Here is a 16,614-nt window from a genome sequence, read left to right as displayed (position 1 = left end):
CTTTATTCAATAGACTGCATCTCTTTCAATCTGATTTTTACTTCCTCTAATGCCAGGCGGAAATCACTATTCAACGGTATCAACTTTGATTGATTGATGGGTCTTTTAATCTCTGTCGGGCCAGTGAAGCCAAAAACGGGAATGGATAATTGATCGATCTGCTTATCCATCCATGAGGATTGTTCGTAAACAAGTTTTTCACCAATAAGCACCAATCCTCGTGCTTTTATTAGGGCTGCGGCTTTAATAAGCTCATCCGTGTCATCATTAAAATAAAGACAAATAACCACGTATCCCATTGCCAGTGCCGTCAGGCTGAATAAAAACATAATGACTTCATCCCTATCCACACGGGAGGATACTAATAGCAGCCGGGGCCCATCAACAAACTGGCCTTCGTGATGTAATCTTGCCCCCAACTTGTTCCGAAGAAAGATTTGGAAGAAATTGTACTCTGCGACCAGGCATCTTTTCTCTTTAGCATCTTGTTCAAGTGAAAAAAACACAGGGAGAAGCAGGTATTTGGTGACAATATCAATCGGGTAAAGAGATAAAATCTGATTGTATAAATTATCAAGTTTGAACTGCTCAAAATTAGAGATAATTTGCCGCATTTGCAGTTGGTATTGGCGCCATGGATTTTCAGTCTGCGGTGGATGCGAAAAGATATTCTCTGTCAGAAGGGTTTCTTTGATTTGCCCAACAGAAACGCCTTGCTCAATGAGAGCAAGAATCTTTTTTATCTGCTGGACGTGTTCATACGTGTATAAACGATGCCCTTTGGCTGTACGCTTTGGCTTTAATAATCCATAGCGTCTTTCCCAGGCTCGTATTGTCACCGAGTTAACTCCAGTTAAGGCAGATATCGTTCTTATCGGCAAAAGAACCTCTTCATTTTCGCTTTGCTTGTTCATTAACTAGTCCTTGAAAAAACTGGCCGTAATAGACCCCACACGAATACCCAATTTTTTCATTGTGGCACGGTTTATCACGACATGTTTGTCAATGCGATATAACCAGTCATCCATGCTCAGTGCCACGGTAGAGCTGTTGTAGGGAATTAGTAATTTGTAACTCATTTTGATCACATTGCCATACTGCTCCCCCATCGCCACGCCCTTGACGTCGCTTGCAGTGGCAGTGAAATGGTGTTCATCAATCAGATTGATTTTCCACTGGCGATATTGCTTATCGCCATCATCAAAAACGAAGTACTCATCCAGAGTCCCTTCGTTTGCAGTCCACTTTCCTTCCATGGTCACCACAAAACGCCGTCTTACTTCGCCTGAACGTTTTTGAATCATGCCGTATCCCTTTACCGTTCCATTGAAGAACTCTTGTATAGTGAGGACAGGCTCATTCGTTTCATACTTGGCAGGATCATTCATGTCACACCCTTGTTCGAGGAGAACTATCAACCCAATTAAAAACCCTAAGAGAAGAGGCCGTTTATTCATTTGATTACCATTATTACCAGTTTTGCATAACTTTTGTATAGATTTATAGTTAATAATTAGCATATGCTATAATTTATGTAAAATTTTTGTATAAATAAATTTGATGCTAACGACCCTTTCGATTCTTTATTAACTCATGAAGGGTCATAGGGCTGAAGCGAGGTTGTAATCGTAGGATTGTGAGAGTATTGAGCTAGGGATTCAATCGTTCAACATAGATAGAGAGGATTCAAAAATGGTAGAACTCCTATCACGGATACAATTCGGTTTTAGTATAGGATTTCATATTTTATTTCCTACACTAAATCTTGGCCTGGCTGTATTTTTAGTCATTATGGAAGCCATGTGGCTAAAAACCAGGAAAGACAGCTATTTGAAAATATGTCAGCTATGGACGAAAATTTTTGCGCTTACATTCGGTATGGGTGTCGTTTCAGGCATTGTACTTGCCTACCAGATAGGGACTAATTTTGGCCCATTCATCTATCAATTTGGTAATGTGCTCGGCGCCTTGTTCGCTTATGAAACACTAACTGCCTTTTTCCTTGAGGCCGGTTTTTTGGGAGTCATGCTTTTCGGGTGGAAACGTGTTCCACCTGCACTGCATTTTATGGCAACACTGTTGGTTACAATCGGTACGACCATTTCAGCCTTTTGGATCATGTCTGCGAATTCCTGGATGCAGACGCCTAGTGGTTATGAACTCATTGATGGCAAGTATGTGGTAGAAAGCTGGTTATCCGTTGTTTTTAATCCCTCATTCATCCCTCGGTTTATCCATATGGTTTTAGCATCCTATGTAACAACCAGTTTCGTGATTATGGCCGTCGCCAGTTATTATCTGCTTCGTAATAAAGCGCTGGATACGGCAAAAAAATGTTTGTCTTTTGGTTTATGGGCCGCTCTGGTATTAGTGCCCTTGCAAATCTTTATGGGCGACGTGGTTGGCATTTCGGTTCATGAACATCAACCTATCAAGACCGCTGCGATGGAAGGCGTTTGGGATACACAAAAAGGGGCTCCCTTATTACTATTTGCCTGGCCTTCCCAGAAAGAACAAAAGAACGAATACGAGGTGGGCATCCCCAAACTTGCCAGTCTAATCAATACCCATGACTGGGATGGGGAAATGGTTGGTTTACGCTCGGTTCCACCGTCGGAGCAACCCCGGGTTGCCCCTGTCTTTTTCTCTTTCAGGATTATGGTAGGTATCGGGCTGCTCATGCTGATGACTGCATTCATTGGGCTTTTCCTTCGCTTCAGAAAAAAATTGTATTCCGTGAAGTGGTTCCATCGCTGGTGTGTTCTTATTGCCCCGCTTGGTTTTGTAGCCACCATTGCAGGATGGCTTACTGCTGAGCTCGGGCGCCAGCCTTGGGTCGTTTACCACTTACTAAAAACCCGAGATGCTGTTTCGGCAATAGGCATGGAGGAAGTGATTATTTCTTTTGTTTTACTCGTGATTGCCTACGGCGTGATTTTTGGTTTTTACCTGTACTACCTTTTGAAGTTAATTCGTCGCGGGCCTACTCCATTAGAGAGTGACCAGGTAGAACACCATGCCTTCCACTACATGACTGATTTGCCTAGGGAGAAAGAATGATGTTACCGTTCATTTTTGCTGTTTTGCTGGCATTTATAGTATTGATGTATGTCATCCTCGATGGCTTTGATCTCGGTATAGGCATTTTATTTCCCTTTACGACCAGTGAAGCAGAACGCGATAAAATGATGAATTCCATCGCACCGGTATGGGATGGTAACGAAACGTGGTTGGTATTCGGTGGTGCGATGCTCTATGGCGCTTTCCCTCAAGTCTACGGCCTGTTACTTCCTATCCTGTATATGCCTTTAATGTTGATGTTAATTGCTTTAATTTTTCGCGGGGTGAGCTTTGAGTTTCGATTTAAAGCAGACAAATCAAAACCCCTGTGGAATTGGTCATTCGCAATTAGTTCTGTTGCTGCAGCCTTTTTTCAGGGCGTGGTGTTGGGTTGTTTTGTGCAGGGATTTCCCATTAATGAAGCAGCGATGACGATTAATGACGCAGATTGGCTAACACCCTTTAGTTTGTTGACCGGTGTTGCCCTGGTGAGCGGGTATGGCCTGCTTGGGGCAACCTGGATGATCATTAAAAGCAGTGGTCGCCTGCAACGAAAAATGATCCATTATGCAAAAGGACTATTAGTCATCGTTAGCTTTTTTCTCTTATTCGTAAGTATCTGGACTCCGCTGCATAGTCCTGAGATTTTTACACGCTGGTACAGTTTTCCGAATGTTATCCTCCTGGCTCCATTGCCGCTTGTTACTGCCTTGGCAATTTATTTAGCCTGGAAAAGTCTTTCCCTGGGCTATGAACGCAGACCCTTTATTTACAGCCTGGTTATTTTTTTCTGTGCTTATGTCGGTATCGCAATCAGTGTTTACCCCTATTTAATACCTCATCAGGTGACTTTTTGGGAGGCTGCAGCACCAACGTCTACACTTGTTTTTATTCTGGTGGGCGTTGCCATTATGCTGCCCGTACTGCTTATATACACGTTGTATGCTTATCACCTTTTTGGCGGCAAAACCCATCAAAACTATCACTGAGCGTTGTGAAAATCTGTGCACTTTAACCTACAAGTTGCCGGGGCATTCATTGCTATTTTAAAGATTTTAGCTCTCTCGATCATTCAGAATAACACCTTGTATTTTTCGGGCTAAAAAAAGATATACTATCTGAATTAATCGCCGAGCTTAGAAGGCGATCAAAGGTTTGAAAAAAAATGAATCCCTATTGTTATTGAAGTTTTAAAAGAGTTTCCGAATCGTTTATCTTACTGACCCTCGTCAAGCGGGAAAACGACACTGACAAAATCCATTTATGAATAAAGTAACTAATATAAATTTAGAGCCAATCGTAGACTCTTTATACCATCTTTGTAAACCAAGCCTCGTTAATCTATTTCGATCCTCGGTGTTAAAGGCAGGCTTATTAAAGGAAATTGAGGAAATTACTGATCCAAATGCAATCTATCCTTTCATACCCCTTATGTTTGCTAAAAATAGAATGGTTAGCAAACTTGCCAATGAAAAGGTTCATGCATTATTGAATCAGGTACCCCTTCATCTCTTAAGTAAAATCGATGAAAAAATTCGCAATTCAAATTTCTCTAAACATTACAATCAGCTTTCTGAATATTGGTATAATTTAAAACCCTCCATTGTGGATTCGTATAGGGGTCATTCGACAGAGTTTGTGGTTATTTTAAAAAGTTTATGTTGTCATCCCAATGGATATATTCGCTATAAAGCCATTAAAACACTCGCGGAAAATAGTATTGCAGAGGCAATTCCCTTTCTCATTATCCGTGCAAACGATTGGGTAGAGGAGATAAGAATATTATGCTTTAGCACTCTTAATCGCCTTATAACTAAGGAACTAATTGATCACTTTATTGAGTTGCTTCCTTTACTAAAACAATTAGAAATCAAAACAAGAAAGGAGCACCTGTTCGACCGACTCGAATTAATCAGGAAGATCGAGTCATTACTTGCAAGCCAATGTAGTGATGCACTTTTTAAGAAAATTAACAGTCAAGAAATTATCATTGCGCGCTATGCATTTGCTATTCTTGCAAAGGCTGATTCTAAAATAGAACAGCTATTAACTACCACGCTCAACAACAGAGATATTGTCATCAAGGTCAATGCCTTTAATCTTGCACAGGATCAATATGACTCGGATCAGTTTTTGATTTATCTAAATAAGATCAAGGATGACAAACTAATGCCCATTCGAAAAAGGGTTCTCTATGCCTTTATTGAGCGTTATCCCAATCAGGCTAAAGGGATCTTGGAACAGGCTTTGCTTGACCGTAGCCGTTCTATTCGACATCTAAGTCGTTATTATCTTAAACAACTCGGTATCAGTGAATTTTCCAATTACTATAGAGATGCCATTAACAGGCAGGATAAACCAATTAAATTGGCTATCCTTGGATTGAGTGAGTCTGGCAACAAAGATGATTTTAGATCTATTCAACCATTGATTAGCAAAAATATTTCGCAATTAAATGCCGCAATTATTAGAGCAGCCTTCAAAATGCAACCGGAAGGTTGGAAAAGCATGATTACCCACCTGCTATCTAATCCTGATCCAGCCTCCTTAAAATCGTTTGCAAACGGCCTATTGGAATATCAGGAAAGTTATACCTTTGAAGAGATTTTAGAGCTTGTTTATAAAAGAAACAGCCTTATGCACATTCGCTACTTCCTAAGACTGCTTTCTAATGGATACTATGACAGATGGATGGTTTTAAACGTTATTCTTGGTGAATTAATGTTGATTACTGACCCTAACATCAAGGTACTATTTGAACAATATTTGCATACCTGGATACATCATAATTGTCCGAATAAGATTTTTATCCGTCCATGTCAGGAGACATCAAATACCTGCCTGGATAAAGCAAGTAATTTATTAAAACACAATCCAACGAATTCCCTTTATAAGGAGCTCTTGGAAAATATTAAATGCTTTATCAACTAGTTTTAGAATAATACTGGCTATGGGGTCAGCCATTCGATTTAATTAAATGGAACGGCGGGCCTATCTGGGTCAATTTATCGTTGTCTTTATGCTTAATTGGCTGTAAAATATTAAAACATTAAGTTTTTTATTTATTTTAAATGTTTGTTTTTAACTCTTTTCCAAGCGCAAGCTTATTCCCTTTCCGGCATTTTCGGATGGCTTATTCACTGTTACCGGTTATCCGAAACCTCCTGGAGAATTCTGCCAATCCAGACGTGTTCAATGTGATTAGTATTGCTTGTGGTACAGCCATTGAATTAGCGGCCTTTGAGCTGTTGGCCCGGTCCAGGGGAGTCAAGGTTAATTACTTGGGTTGCGATATCAATAAAGCAGATTTACGTTTTAATAGTCGTATTTTACAAAAACAAGCCCCCCATGTGAAGCAAACTTATATCCATGCCAACATTGCCAGTTCTCCGCCCCTGTCAGGTATATCAAATGCGCATTGTATCATTTGGCGTCATCCCGAATTTTTAAGTGATCATGATGAAACACCTAAGGGGTTAATTTTAGACATGTGTCAAATTTTATGGAATATTCTAGTCCATAAAAATGCCAAGGCGCCCCTCTTAATCACCAGCTACGACCCGCACGAAATGATGATTATTTTAGAACTCATTCAACAATTTTGTGGAGAAGAGCTGAAATATGATTTAACCATTGACAAGCAACCTGGGCGAGCATCCTGGCAAAACCCAACTATTGAGCCAGAAGACGACGATCCCCTATTCAATTTAAACCACCACGATCAATGTCAATTGCTAATTACCTGCTGCCCGGTTAAAAAATTGGAAGCAACAGAAGATATGTTTTTGAAAGCCTTGGCGAAAGCTTTCCTTACTCTTCTGCCAAGAGTACACCCCGGCGAGGAAAAAAAACTGACTGATCTTTTAGAACATTTAGAGCAACCTAATTCTGATACGCTGAGAGAAGCGACCTCCTTTTTGAATGATCAGATAAGAACAAAGGACAGCCCCTTTGTTGCCAGAGAGCTGTTACTTTCTTCGCTTACTGACTATTATGAGCAACCCAAAAGTTCCCACCACTTTGGGTCAGGGCTTAAATTTTGATTTTCTAATTTATACTAATTCAACATTCAACCCCTGACCATTTACACGCTTTTTGTTGATGACACTGCTTTTAAAAATGGCCTCAGAATAGGGATTAATTCATCGGAAAACAAAAGTTACGGCTTGCAGGACCAATTCTACAACGGGTTGACCATGTTGACGTATGTTTGCCTTTTTTGGTTTGCCCCCGGGAATGGGTAGGTGGCCGTTTACGCCGACAGGGGATCTATCGACGCGGTCACCTCGGAAGCAGTTGCTAATAATTATCTGCCGTTGCCAGTTCTTCAAGTTGCCACTTGAGATTGATAAAGTCCTCTGTCAGCACTTATTGCATTTAAACACGTCGGACGCAGATTTATAGTCTTTGAGTCTGTGTACCCCCAATGAATTTTTTAGCTGTTTAGCAGACACTACCGAAAAATTTTATTTCTTATATCTACATCGTAAAGCCTTTTGCCATAAGGGCTACTCCTCCCCCCTTTCTTATCAACCCCGATGAATACAACGCCCATAACTTCCTTTTAAGGTAGTTTTTTTTCTAATTTGAAAAAGAAATAATACCCCCCTTTCGCTTACAAAGGATTAAACATGTCTACTAAAGAGGAAGGGATAACGGCCAAATCGCCACTACTGATCATCGAAGATAATTTTATCTGCCAGAAAATCTATGTTGCAGCACTGCGTGATTATTATCCTATCGAATTGGCCAGTACTGCTGAGGAAGCAACAGAGCGATTGGCAGAACAAACCTACCAGTGCATTATTTCTGACTTGGGGCTACCGGATAGACCCGGGATTGAATTGCTACCTATTATTCGCAATAGCACACTGAATCAACACACTCCCATCGTGGTTATCTCAGCCCATATGAGTGAGGAGTTAAAACAAATTTGTTTACAGCTGGGCGCCAATGAGGTTTGTGTTAAGCCAATCACCGCAGTGATACTGCGGGAAATCATTGCAACACTCACACGCGATCAAATCTTTTGATTAAGTATTTTCAATATCCATCGGGGTGGGAAGGATAGGTCCCAAGAACCCATGCTTAGACCTGCTGTTAGTATTCATCCTCTTAACGCGCTTTGACGGGGTGTTAAAATAGCCAGTACAATCGCGATGATAAATAAAGCAGGAACATCACCGTACAAATGCTCAAAATGCTGTGGATAATACAATGCCTGGATGGCCATGATACCGCCATGCACAATACTCGACCAAACAGTAAACCATATTAAACTTAAATGCTGAACGGGATTCTTCGCTGCCAGGATTAAAAAAACACCCAATGTTGCATAAACCCCTAGTATCATTTGTAAATAGAGGTTATGCCCAACCAGGTGCCATGCCCAGCCTGAAGGCCACAAAAGAGTTAATGGGTACAGCCCGAAGATAAAAATCAGTCCAATAATAACCAAGGCAATTCGAAGCACTCTGTAACCGTTTTTGGCGTCCATGATAATCTCGGTTGGAAAGACCTTCTATTTATTATTTTAGCACGAGGATTATACAGGGTTATATAAAAGGGTAGTTGGCGAACAGCCGCCACTCCGTTCCGCCTCATGTAAGATGCTAAACTAAAAACAGGTCACATAATTCGGTTGTGAAATGATTCTTTTTAACGGGATGAAAACGCGATTTATTGTTATTTTTACAATTACCTTTGTAGTCATTACTGCCCTCCTTTTTGTTTATTCAATCCAATTGCGCAGGCAGACAATTGATTCTTATAAATTATTTTTTAAGCAGTGGGAGTCACAGCAATCTACTAACTATGTATTAACGTACAGTAGCAGCAATGAGGGTAACTGTTTATACACAATCAAGATAGCGAATGGAATGCTTAAAATGGTTAAAACCGCTCACTCCGATTCGAATAAGGATTTTTGTGAATATCTTAAACCATCATGGCTCAATAAAGAGCAACCGATGACCAGCTTGTTTAACGATTTGATTCAATTAAATTATCCTCGATGTGGAGCAAACGGTTGTATCTGCGACAATATTAATCATTTAACCATTAAATTTGATAAAAAATTAGGCTACATTCAGTCATGGAAAGAAATAAACTCCGGTCGCTTTACCCCTTATCGTACTGCAAGATTTTCCCTGGGCGTTTCTTGCCATACGATGTATTCTGAACCGGTTAATTTTTCGGTCTATCTAAGGCCCTTAAAATGAGAATAAACTGGATATTATCGATTCTTTTTTGCAGAAAAATAATCCGCTCCAGCGAGAGCGGGCTCTTTTTTTTATTACAGCTTATCTTATTCCTGGAGTTCTGCGTCTTTCTAAGTCATTATCTGCCGTTTGACATACTCTATGAGAGGCTATTTTTATTTATAGTTTTGCTTATTTTATTTAATCTAATTTTGCTTGCCTGCTTCAAAACACATTCTTTTTTTTCTTATAACAATTCTTTCCTTATTAGTCTTTGGATATATACCTTCATTATTGTTATAGAACAGCTTCTGTTAATGCTCGTTTCTCCCTACCTGATATCAGAGAAAGTAGTTTACCTGTGGGCAGTCTATTTTTTAATTTACTCACTCTTTGCTTATCTATGGGGATTTATGATGTTCATTAATGTATTCATTTCCTTTATTTCGAAGAAATGAAACATACCGGGTCAGCGCCTGACCTCTTATCTTCAGGCTCTTATCAATGGAAATCACCTATGCTAGACGCCAAGCTGTAACAATGCCCAAACTTCAAAGAAAGAGCCAACCCGATAGGTGGCCCGGAATAAATATGCGTGGCTTTATATTCTAAATGAAAGAGGAAATGGAACAACAGGAATTAAACGGCAGGCGCACACATAGTAGTCGTCACTTCTTTGGCCGCGCCAGGTGCATTGAAATGCCGTGCCTGTTTAATGGCATGGTCAATGTGCCGCGTTACTAACTTGCCTATATGTGCTTTATAAGCATCAAACTCTTCGGGAGTCTTAGGTAAGGGTTCACGCTTAATTGCAGCTTGGACCTGTTGGTAATAAGGGTTATCATCTTTAGTCAGCTGATTGAAGTGTAAAAAGATATCGCTAGGCAGCTTACTACACTTTTGTTCTCTTTGTTGCTCTACACCCTGCTCATCTTTCTCCGTGAAAATAGCCATAGGCACACTGCGGGACTTAGCATGAAAAAAGCCATAGAGCCGATTGGTTTGGGGCGTATTGAGAAGTCTGGCTAATTGTTCCTCCTGAAAGTGAGTAATCTCATCAAGTAGACGTTTGGAGATAACTTTGCTTCTTAATTCTTCAGGTAGCAAGTGAGTTATTCGCGCTACCTCAGTCTCATCATCACTCGCGATGATAATCGAGGTTAACTTTGTGCAATGAGTAAATGCCCTCGTATCAATAGTCGTAATCCCAGCAGGAAATGTTATCGTTTGTAAGCGGCTACACCTATGAAAGGCCATCTTATCAATGGTTTTAAGCCCGGCAGGAAGTGTTATCGTTTGTAAGCTGCTACAATCACAAAATGCCCCAATATCAATGATCGTAACCCCGGCAGGGATTGTTATTGTTTGTAAATTTCTACAGTTATAAAATGCATAAGGACCAATAGTCGTGACCCCAGCAGGAAGTGTTATCGTTTTTAAGCTGGAACAACCATCAAATACCTTCTCACCAATAGTTGTAACCCCAGCAGGAAGCGTTACCGTTTTTAAGCCAGTACAACCACAAAATGCCCCATGACCAATGGCCGTAAGCCCAGCAGGAAGCATTAGCGTTTGTAATTTGGTACAATTAATAAATGCCCAGGTTTCAATAGCCGTAATGCCGGCAGGAATTTGACAAGAACCATCGTCAATATCGCTGTCCCTAACTCTAACAAGGGTTTGGCCGTCACTACTTATTTGCATGATGTCTCCATTTACGATTAAAATTTCAAATACCTACTGCATAGGATTATGTATTTAAATCCTGTTAACAAAATTAAATCTAATTTTGCTTGCCTGCTTCAAAACACATTCTTTTTTTCTTATGGGGATTTATGATGTTTATTAATATATTAATTTCTTTTATTTCCAGGAAATCAAACAGTTAGGGTCAGCGCCTGACTCTTTTCTCTTCAGCATGAGGTTGCCAGTTCGCAGGGAAAAACCTGGGGTACGAAGATAATGTCCCTGGGCGAAGGTCGCCATAACCCGGGTTCCACTTCGTTTCACCCAGGCTATTTACGCAGGAAGCCGAGGGAACCTCCGTCGATTATATCGTTTTGGTTTTTCTCTTAAAATTTTACACGTAATTCCGCATAGACTTCATTCGCACGGAATTTACCATTCCAGGGCGGAGTGCTGACTCCCGTGCGGCCAAGTGCTGCATTGGGGGCAGAAGTCGATGAGAGGATATAGCTTGGAAAGGGAATATCACCACCATCAAAATAGTTATAGCCTACCGAGACAATCGAGCGCTCTGTTAGCTGTGCTGATAGCCCAGCACTTGCACGCCATGCAAACTCAGAGCCAGTGACCAGTTGATTAACAGAGGCTATTTCATTGCGATTACCAAAAGGCAAACCAACGGTATGGAAATCATGAACTTTGGAATAATTAACACCAATCCCGGCGCCAACAAAAGGCTGTATAGCAAAGCTGCCGGATTGCCAGATGAGCCTATCGGATAGCCCCCCCAGATCGAGCCACCCATTCAGCATGAGTGCTTCACTCGTCAATTTGAATTTACGAATGCGACTGTCCCCGGTAAACCCAGGTGTCGACGAAACGCCAGTTTGTGGGTTGGAATAATGATAATCACCCCGGCGTTCTCCTCTGATATCCAGGCGAAAATAATCACTAATCTGGCGGCCTACTCCAAAAAAAAGTAACGGAGCGGAACCCAGATCATCAGAGTATCCCCCTACGGCACTATCCCAAACTTGGGGGTCTACAGTAATATTCGCATCTCTGGAATGAGAATAGCCGGCGCCACCAACCAGATACCAATATTCCGGTTGGGCTACTGCTCCCATCGTGCCAGATATTGCACTGCCAGATGCAATCATTAGGGCAAACAGACTGGTTTTTTTCATTTGCAAAATCCTTTTTAAAATGCCTAAAAGGCTGGCATTTTAATCCTGTAAAATCATAGGGGTCAAGGCCATTTATATTATTTATGTCGCATATAAGGGAAAGGTAAGTAGCCGATAAACTATCTCTTATCAAAGCACTTGACCCTTCTCAACATTAAACTCGATGTAGGTTTCACTTCCGTAGTAAATTTTATTTCTGCAAAAATAAAATGGCGTTTGGAATTGAGGGGCTATAATCCCTTCCTTAGGTGTTGGGCTTACATAATCCGTTCGACTCCCGATGGAAATGACCATTTTATCCCCTTTTTTAAAAAGAGCTGCGGTAGGCATCAGGCTAAAGGAAAGCAGTACGGGCACCCCTCTTTGCAAAGGCTGGTGAATGGACGTATCTAACGCGACCTCACACTTCGACGAATAGTTTTCATAAAGACTGCGAGTCGCAGCCCGTATGTGCCCCATGGTTAAAAAAGATGAATTGCCAGAGCTATCTATTCTGTCCACTCTGACCACCACGAAGGAATCAATTTCATTACAACTAAATTTTAAGTGCATAGTAACCGGACCGGCCACTTTAAGCGTTTTGTCAACAGTCAATTCATATTCCAAGGTTTGTGCTGCCATATTATTTATATTTTTTACAATATCGGCATTAGGCGGCACATTTACCCAAGTCTCATCACTTTCTTCAGGGACTGTTTTTGATAGTGCATTTGGACTGAAATACCATTTTTCTTTCGCAGTATTTTGAGGGGGAAAGGTTGTTGAGCCCTCAAACTTTTCCTCGCCATCAACCCAATAACGCACGGGTAAGCGTTGTTGGTATCCATTATCTAACCCTTTGATTATGTAATCAAAAAACGCTGCAGCTTCCAACTGCCATTCCAGGACAGGTAATTCATACTCAGGACGATTAATAATCAACCATTTTTTATGTTCAGGTGTCGCACTATGCTCGAATAAATCATAAGCACCAAATTGATGTAGAGCGATATCAGTTCGATTCTGTACAACCACAAACGGGATATGTATATTTTTCAACGCCTGGAAAGGGCCGTGGGCGACATTTTCCTCTCTTGTATTTAAGTCAAACAGGATGTGTTCATAAAACGGCAGGGCTTCTTTTGCCACATAATGATCTTTCAAATTGTGATAAATATAATTGATAAAAGTATGGCCAAGCTTTGAAGTCCAGGAATGATTGATGAAATGGCTCAATAAAGCCCGTTTCCACGGAGCAATATACCGTTTGATATTTTTTTCAGTAAAATTAGAGCCAGCCCATAAACTCATAAAGCTATTGGCACTCAAACCCGCATAATGAAAAACATGGCGAAAATAATCGGTGCAGACTTCATTAGCAAAGAACGCTTTCAAGGCCGGAGGTTCTTTGACTGCAACATTCACCTGAGACATTCCGTAATAGGAAGAACCAAATAAGGCAATTTGACCATCACACCAGCTTTGCTCACTCACCCACTGTATCGCATGAAAATGATCATCAACTTCTTCATCACACTGCCAATATCGTAGCTCTCCTTCCGAGCGTCCAACTCCGCGAGCGGTTAAAACGACGACATTATAGCCACGATTAGTAAAATTAGGCGGTGAGCCAATCTCATTGGTTCCCGTAGGCATACCCACTGTATGCAAGTCCCGGTTATAAGCAGAAAATTGGACAATACTCGGATATCTTCCTTTTTTCTTCGGCGTATAAATGTCTGCTGAAAGGCGAACTCCATCTGGCATTGGCACATAGACGTCTGAATAAAGAATACACCCCAGGTTCTCATCGGCAAATTTTGTAGGTTTCCAACCGGCATATTGTATTCCCAGGTAGCGAGTATGCAAGGGAATAAGGTTATCAAGCCATTTTGCTTTCATAATCTGCTACATCCTAAATAGTCCAGTTAGCCTGTTATGGCTCATCGACATGGGCAATGGTTATTTCGATAAATTTTATAATAAAATCAATTTATTATATTTTAAGTAAATAACCAAGTAAATCTTGCCTATCCTCAAACCCCATCCCTTCCGCTCGCACTAAGGCGCGAAGAATACGCTTCAAAGAATGCCCACAGGCTCCGTTAACCGGCTTTCTCGATCACACATAAAAACTCAGATTTGGCGCTGGGAGGCATCCGCTATTGTTTGCTTTTTGGCATTTTAATGTTGGCTATACAGCTCTTCCCGAGAGGAGGCTGTTATATCTGCGAAAGTTACTTGTGAGCTTATACAAGATAAGGTAGAAAAATAAGTTGGCCTTTCTGGTAACTATTTTTTATCAAAAAAAATTGCGCTATCGATTTTATTTATTTGATCGAATAAATGGGACAATGGCTATGAAAATCTGCTTTGCCTGCAGTTCGAATCTGCCTTTAACAACTATGAGAATCAATAAATTAAGATAATTTCGCGTCATTTCAAATTTCGAACTCTTCCCAAATTCGGCGCTAAATCGAGAACATAGCATGTAACCCTAGCCTGTAAGCGCTTTAATACGACGGCTATGCTCTTTGCAAAGAAAGACCCGACCAGCGTTTAGATGTTGATAGATGGTCTATACTCTAACTGATCTATTTAAAGGAGTTCCCTAAAATGAAACGCGTATTTTTACCTCTTCTATTATTACTAGGAGTAGCATTTTCTCCTTTTACTTTTGCTGATGCCACCAAGACCTCTAATGACTGTCAAGATCAGTTAGTGGGTGTATCATTAAAAACCGCAGATGGTCAAAATATTAAGGTCTTTGTTCATAAAGATGATGTCGACAAAGTAAAACAATTGAAGCAAGGCGAGAAAGTCGAGTTATATGGATATGGCGTTAATTTCTAATAGACGCTGTTAATGGTTGTGAAATAGGATAACGTTTAAAACCTGTAATCTATTAGCGCTTCAGATTACAGGTTTTTATTTGAAACCAAGGTTTACAATTGGCTAGTTTGAGTGATACAAGATTGACGTCATAATTCAGACTAAATACTGAGATGTTGCTGCGCCAATCCAGCAAAATTGTCAACAAACCATTACAATTAACGCAGATATCATTGCATCGATGAGCAAAGAACTAGGGATACATGGTATGAAGCTGACAGTAATTAGAATAATAAGTTTCATTACAACAATTGCCCTGTCCTCGTTCATCTTTGCTCAAAATGAACAGCAAGAAAGTTATAAATTTCCGCTTAGTTACAAAGTTGAGCATGGGATTTATACCATGTCTGTGCTAATAGGAAATCCGCCCCATCCCATTGAAGCAATCGTTGATACTGGAAGCTCTACTTTAGTCGTAATTCCTGAAAAAAGAATTTGTTCACATTGTGATAATCCATTGACTAAAGGTTTTGTTGAAATCAAAGCACTCAAACCTTCATCCACTAGCTCAAAATATGTATTGAAATATGGATCGGCCACTGACCATGTTATTGAATATTACGCACAAATTCAGGGGTACAAGCATAAAAATCCTATTATTCCTGAAATGCAAATATTTGTGATTGAGGATAGTACACAACCATCGAATATTCTTGGACTACTGAAAGAGAATATTTCAATCATTCCTAATGCCCAAACTTTTGTTAAAAATGTTCACAAGTACCATAATCTGCATCGAGTCATTACTTTTGTATTGTGTGGAGTTGGTGCAGATAGCTATATAGAGATAGGCCCTGAATACATTAAGAATGTCACCGATCATCAAAACTATGAAAGCCCTATGACCCATAAAAATTATTATGAAATACAAAGTTCCGGATTTTTTGATGACAAAGGCAATCAGATTGCTAAACCAGTGCTTCCTTTTGTTGCTGCAGTGCTGGATACTGGTACAGGAGGTTATGTTATTCTTAATGAAAATCTCCATAGTCAAATTTTAAACTATATCTATGAGCATGCTGGCAAAAAAAATCAGGCTCTAGGAGAGCCTTTTTGGAAGAACAACTACTGTGTACCCTTAGCAGATCTGGACTTTAAATCACTGCCTAAAATCAAAATCGGTTTTCAGAAGAAGGATGATCCTTCTTCTTATTATTTATTAGATTTGGAACCTGATATTTATGTCAATAAGGCAGGTTGTGGTAACGATTCAGCGCGACTGGTTTTTATCCGTTCATTACCACCCCATCCAACTGCCTGGCGTAATGCGAAACAAAGAGAACGGATGAAATATTTTCCGGCAATGATTTTAGGTTCCTCTTTTATGAACCAGTATGTGATGCAATTTCATTTAACTGATAAAGATCCTTATGTGACGTTTATACCAAATAAAAACATTTGTCATAACACTGTCAAAGACAAATAACGCTTTCAAATAAAATACTCTGTTTTAACCTTAAATATCCAAAAACCAGGGAGCCGTCAGAGGCGTTTCGGCCTAACAGCTCCACTGGATCCTCGTGAAGCATGTCGAGTCAAAAGGGTCCGACCACATCACTTTAGTCTGCCATTTCGACTATTTTTTCACCATATCGCTCAATTTAAGCGTC

14 protein-coding genes are annotated in these 16,614 nt (G+C 40.3%); 8 read left to right on the top strand and 6 right to left on the bottom strand.

Annotated features, from left to right (window positions below):
• Positions 1-2: 2 nt before the first annotated feature.
• Both ACN4Z1_RS04050 and ACN4Z1_RS04045 read right to left on the bottom strand, forming a co-directional pair.
• Entirely contained in the window at positions 3-914 is a 912-nt protein-coding gene (locus ACN4Z1_RS04050; RefSeq protein ID WP_228363144.1) for a MerR family transcriptional regulator, read from the bottom strand.
• Between the two features lie 3 nt (positions 915-917).
• Positions 918-1,457: a DUF3833 domain-containing protein gene (locus ACN4Z1_RS04045; protein ID WP_228363145.1), complete on the bottom strand. Its 540-nt coding sequence runs from the start codon at positions 1,455-1,457 to the stop codon at positions 918-920.
• A gap of 235 nt (positions 1,458-1,692) precedes the next feature.
• Here ACN4Z1_RS04045 and ACN4Z1_RS04040 point away from each other — a divergent pair, with 235 nt between their 5' ends.
• From ACN4Z1_RS04040 to ACN4Z1_RS04020, 5 genes are all read left to right on the top strand, one after another.
• On the top strand, positions 1,693-3,060 hold the full coding sequence (locus tag ACN4Z1_RS04040; protein WP_115220742.1) for a cytochrome ubiquinol oxidase subunit I: 1,368 nt from the start codon (positions 1,693-1,695) through the stop codon (positions 3,058-3,060).
• A complete protein-coding gene (gene cydB, locus ACN4Z1_RS04035; RefSeq protein WP_370634570.1) occupies positions 3,060-4,049 on the top strand; it encodes a cytochrome d ubiquinol oxidase subunit II in 990 nt (329 codons plus the stop codon). The genes ACN4Z1_RS04040 and cydB overlap by 1 nt, the downstream gene beginning before the upstream one ends.
• Before the next feature lie 274 nt (positions 4,050-4,323).
• On the top strand, positions 4,324-5,991 hold the full coding sequence (locus ACN4Z1_RS04030) for a HEAT repeat domain-containing protein (RefSeq protein WP_228363147.1): 1,668 nt from the start codon (positions 4,324-4,326) through the stop codon (positions 5,989-5,991).
• Positions 5,992-6,188: 197 nt separating this feature from the next.
• A complete protein-coding gene (locus tag ACN4Z1_RS04025; RefSeq protein WP_228363148.1) occupies positions 6,189-7,103 on the top strand; it encodes a hypothetical protein in 915 nt (304 codons plus the stop codon).
• A 588-nt stretch (positions 7,104-7,691) separates the two neighbouring features.
• Positions 7,692-8,093: a response regulator gene (locus tag ACN4Z1_RS04020; RefSeq protein ID WP_228363149.1), complete on the top strand. Its 402-nt coding sequence runs from the start codon at positions 7,692-7,694 to the stop codon at positions 8,091-8,093.
• A 74-nt stretch (positions 8,094-8,167) separates the two neighbouring features.
• On the opposite strand, the gene ACN4Z1_RS04015 is transcribed toward ACN4Z1_RS04020, so the two are convergent.
• Positions 8,168-8,557 (bottom strand): DUF6632 domain-containing protein, encoded by a 390-nt coding sequence (locus ACN4Z1_RS04015; RefSeq protein ID WP_228363150.1) that lies wholly within the window; start codon positions 8,555-8,557, stop codon positions 8,168-8,170.
• A gap of 151 nt (positions 8,558-8,708) precedes the next feature.
• On the opposite strand from ACN4Z1_RS04015, the gene ACN4Z1_RS04010 reads away from it, so the two are divergent.
• On the top strand, positions 8,709-9,281 hold the full coding sequence (locus tag ACN4Z1_RS04010) for a hypothetical protein (RefSeq protein WP_419388086.1): 573 nt from the start codon (positions 8,709-8,711) through the stop codon (positions 9,279-9,281).
• Between the two features lie 618 nt (positions 9,282-9,899).
• On the opposite strand, the gene ACN4Z1_RS04005 is transcribed toward ACN4Z1_RS04010, so the two are convergent.
• The 3 genes from ACN4Z1_RS04005 to ACN4Z1_RS03995 form a co-directional block, all read right to left on the bottom strand.
• A complete protein-coding gene (locus ACN4Z1_RS04005; RefSeq protein ID WP_228363152.1) occupies positions 9,900-10,964 on the bottom strand; it encodes a leucine-rich repeat domain-containing protein in 1,065 nt (354 codons plus the stop codon).
• 368 nt (positions 10,965-11,332) lie between these two features.
• The gene (locus ACN4Z1_RS04000) at positions 11,333-12,133 is read right to left on the bottom strand and encodes an outer membrane protein (protein WP_228363153.1); all 801 of its coding nucleotides are present in this window, start codon (positions 12,131-12,133) and stop codon (positions 11,333-11,335) included.
• A 129-nt stretch (positions 12,134-12,262) separates the two neighbouring features.
• Entirely contained in the window at positions 12,263-14,014 is a 1,752-nt protein-coding gene (locus ACN4Z1_RS03995; protein ID WP_228363154.1) for a CocE/NonD family hydrolase, read from the bottom strand.
• 714 nt (positions 14,015-14,728) lie between these two features.
• Between ACN4Z1_RS03995 and ACN4Z1_RS03990 the strand changes: the two genes are divergently transcribed.
• Both ACN4Z1_RS03990 and ACN4Z1_RS03985 read left to right on the top strand, forming a co-directional pair.
• The gene (locus ACN4Z1_RS03990) at positions 14,729-14,965 is read left to right on the top strand and encodes a hypothetical protein (protein ID WP_228363155.1); all 237 of its coding nucleotides are present in this window, start codon (positions 14,729-14,731) and stop codon (positions 14,963-14,965) included.
• A gap of 220 nt (positions 14,966-15,185) precedes the next feature.
• Positions 15,186-16,430: a pepsin-like aspartyl protease gene (locus tag ACN4Z1_RS03985; protein WP_228363156.1), complete on the top strand. Its 1,245-nt coding sequence runs from the start codon at positions 15,186-15,188 to the stop codon at positions 16,428-16,430.
• The last annotated feature ends 184 nt before the right edge of the window (positions 16,431-16,614 follow it).

Origin of the sequence: Legionella sp. ST3F1, from assembly GCF_048553315.1 — a bacterium.
Lineage (GTDB): Bacteria > Pseudomonadota > Gammaproteobacteria > Legionellales > Legionellaceae > Tatlockia > Tatlockia donaldsonii.
Note: the sequence above shows the minus strand (reverse complement) of the source record. Positions and strands in the feature narration are given on the sequence as shown.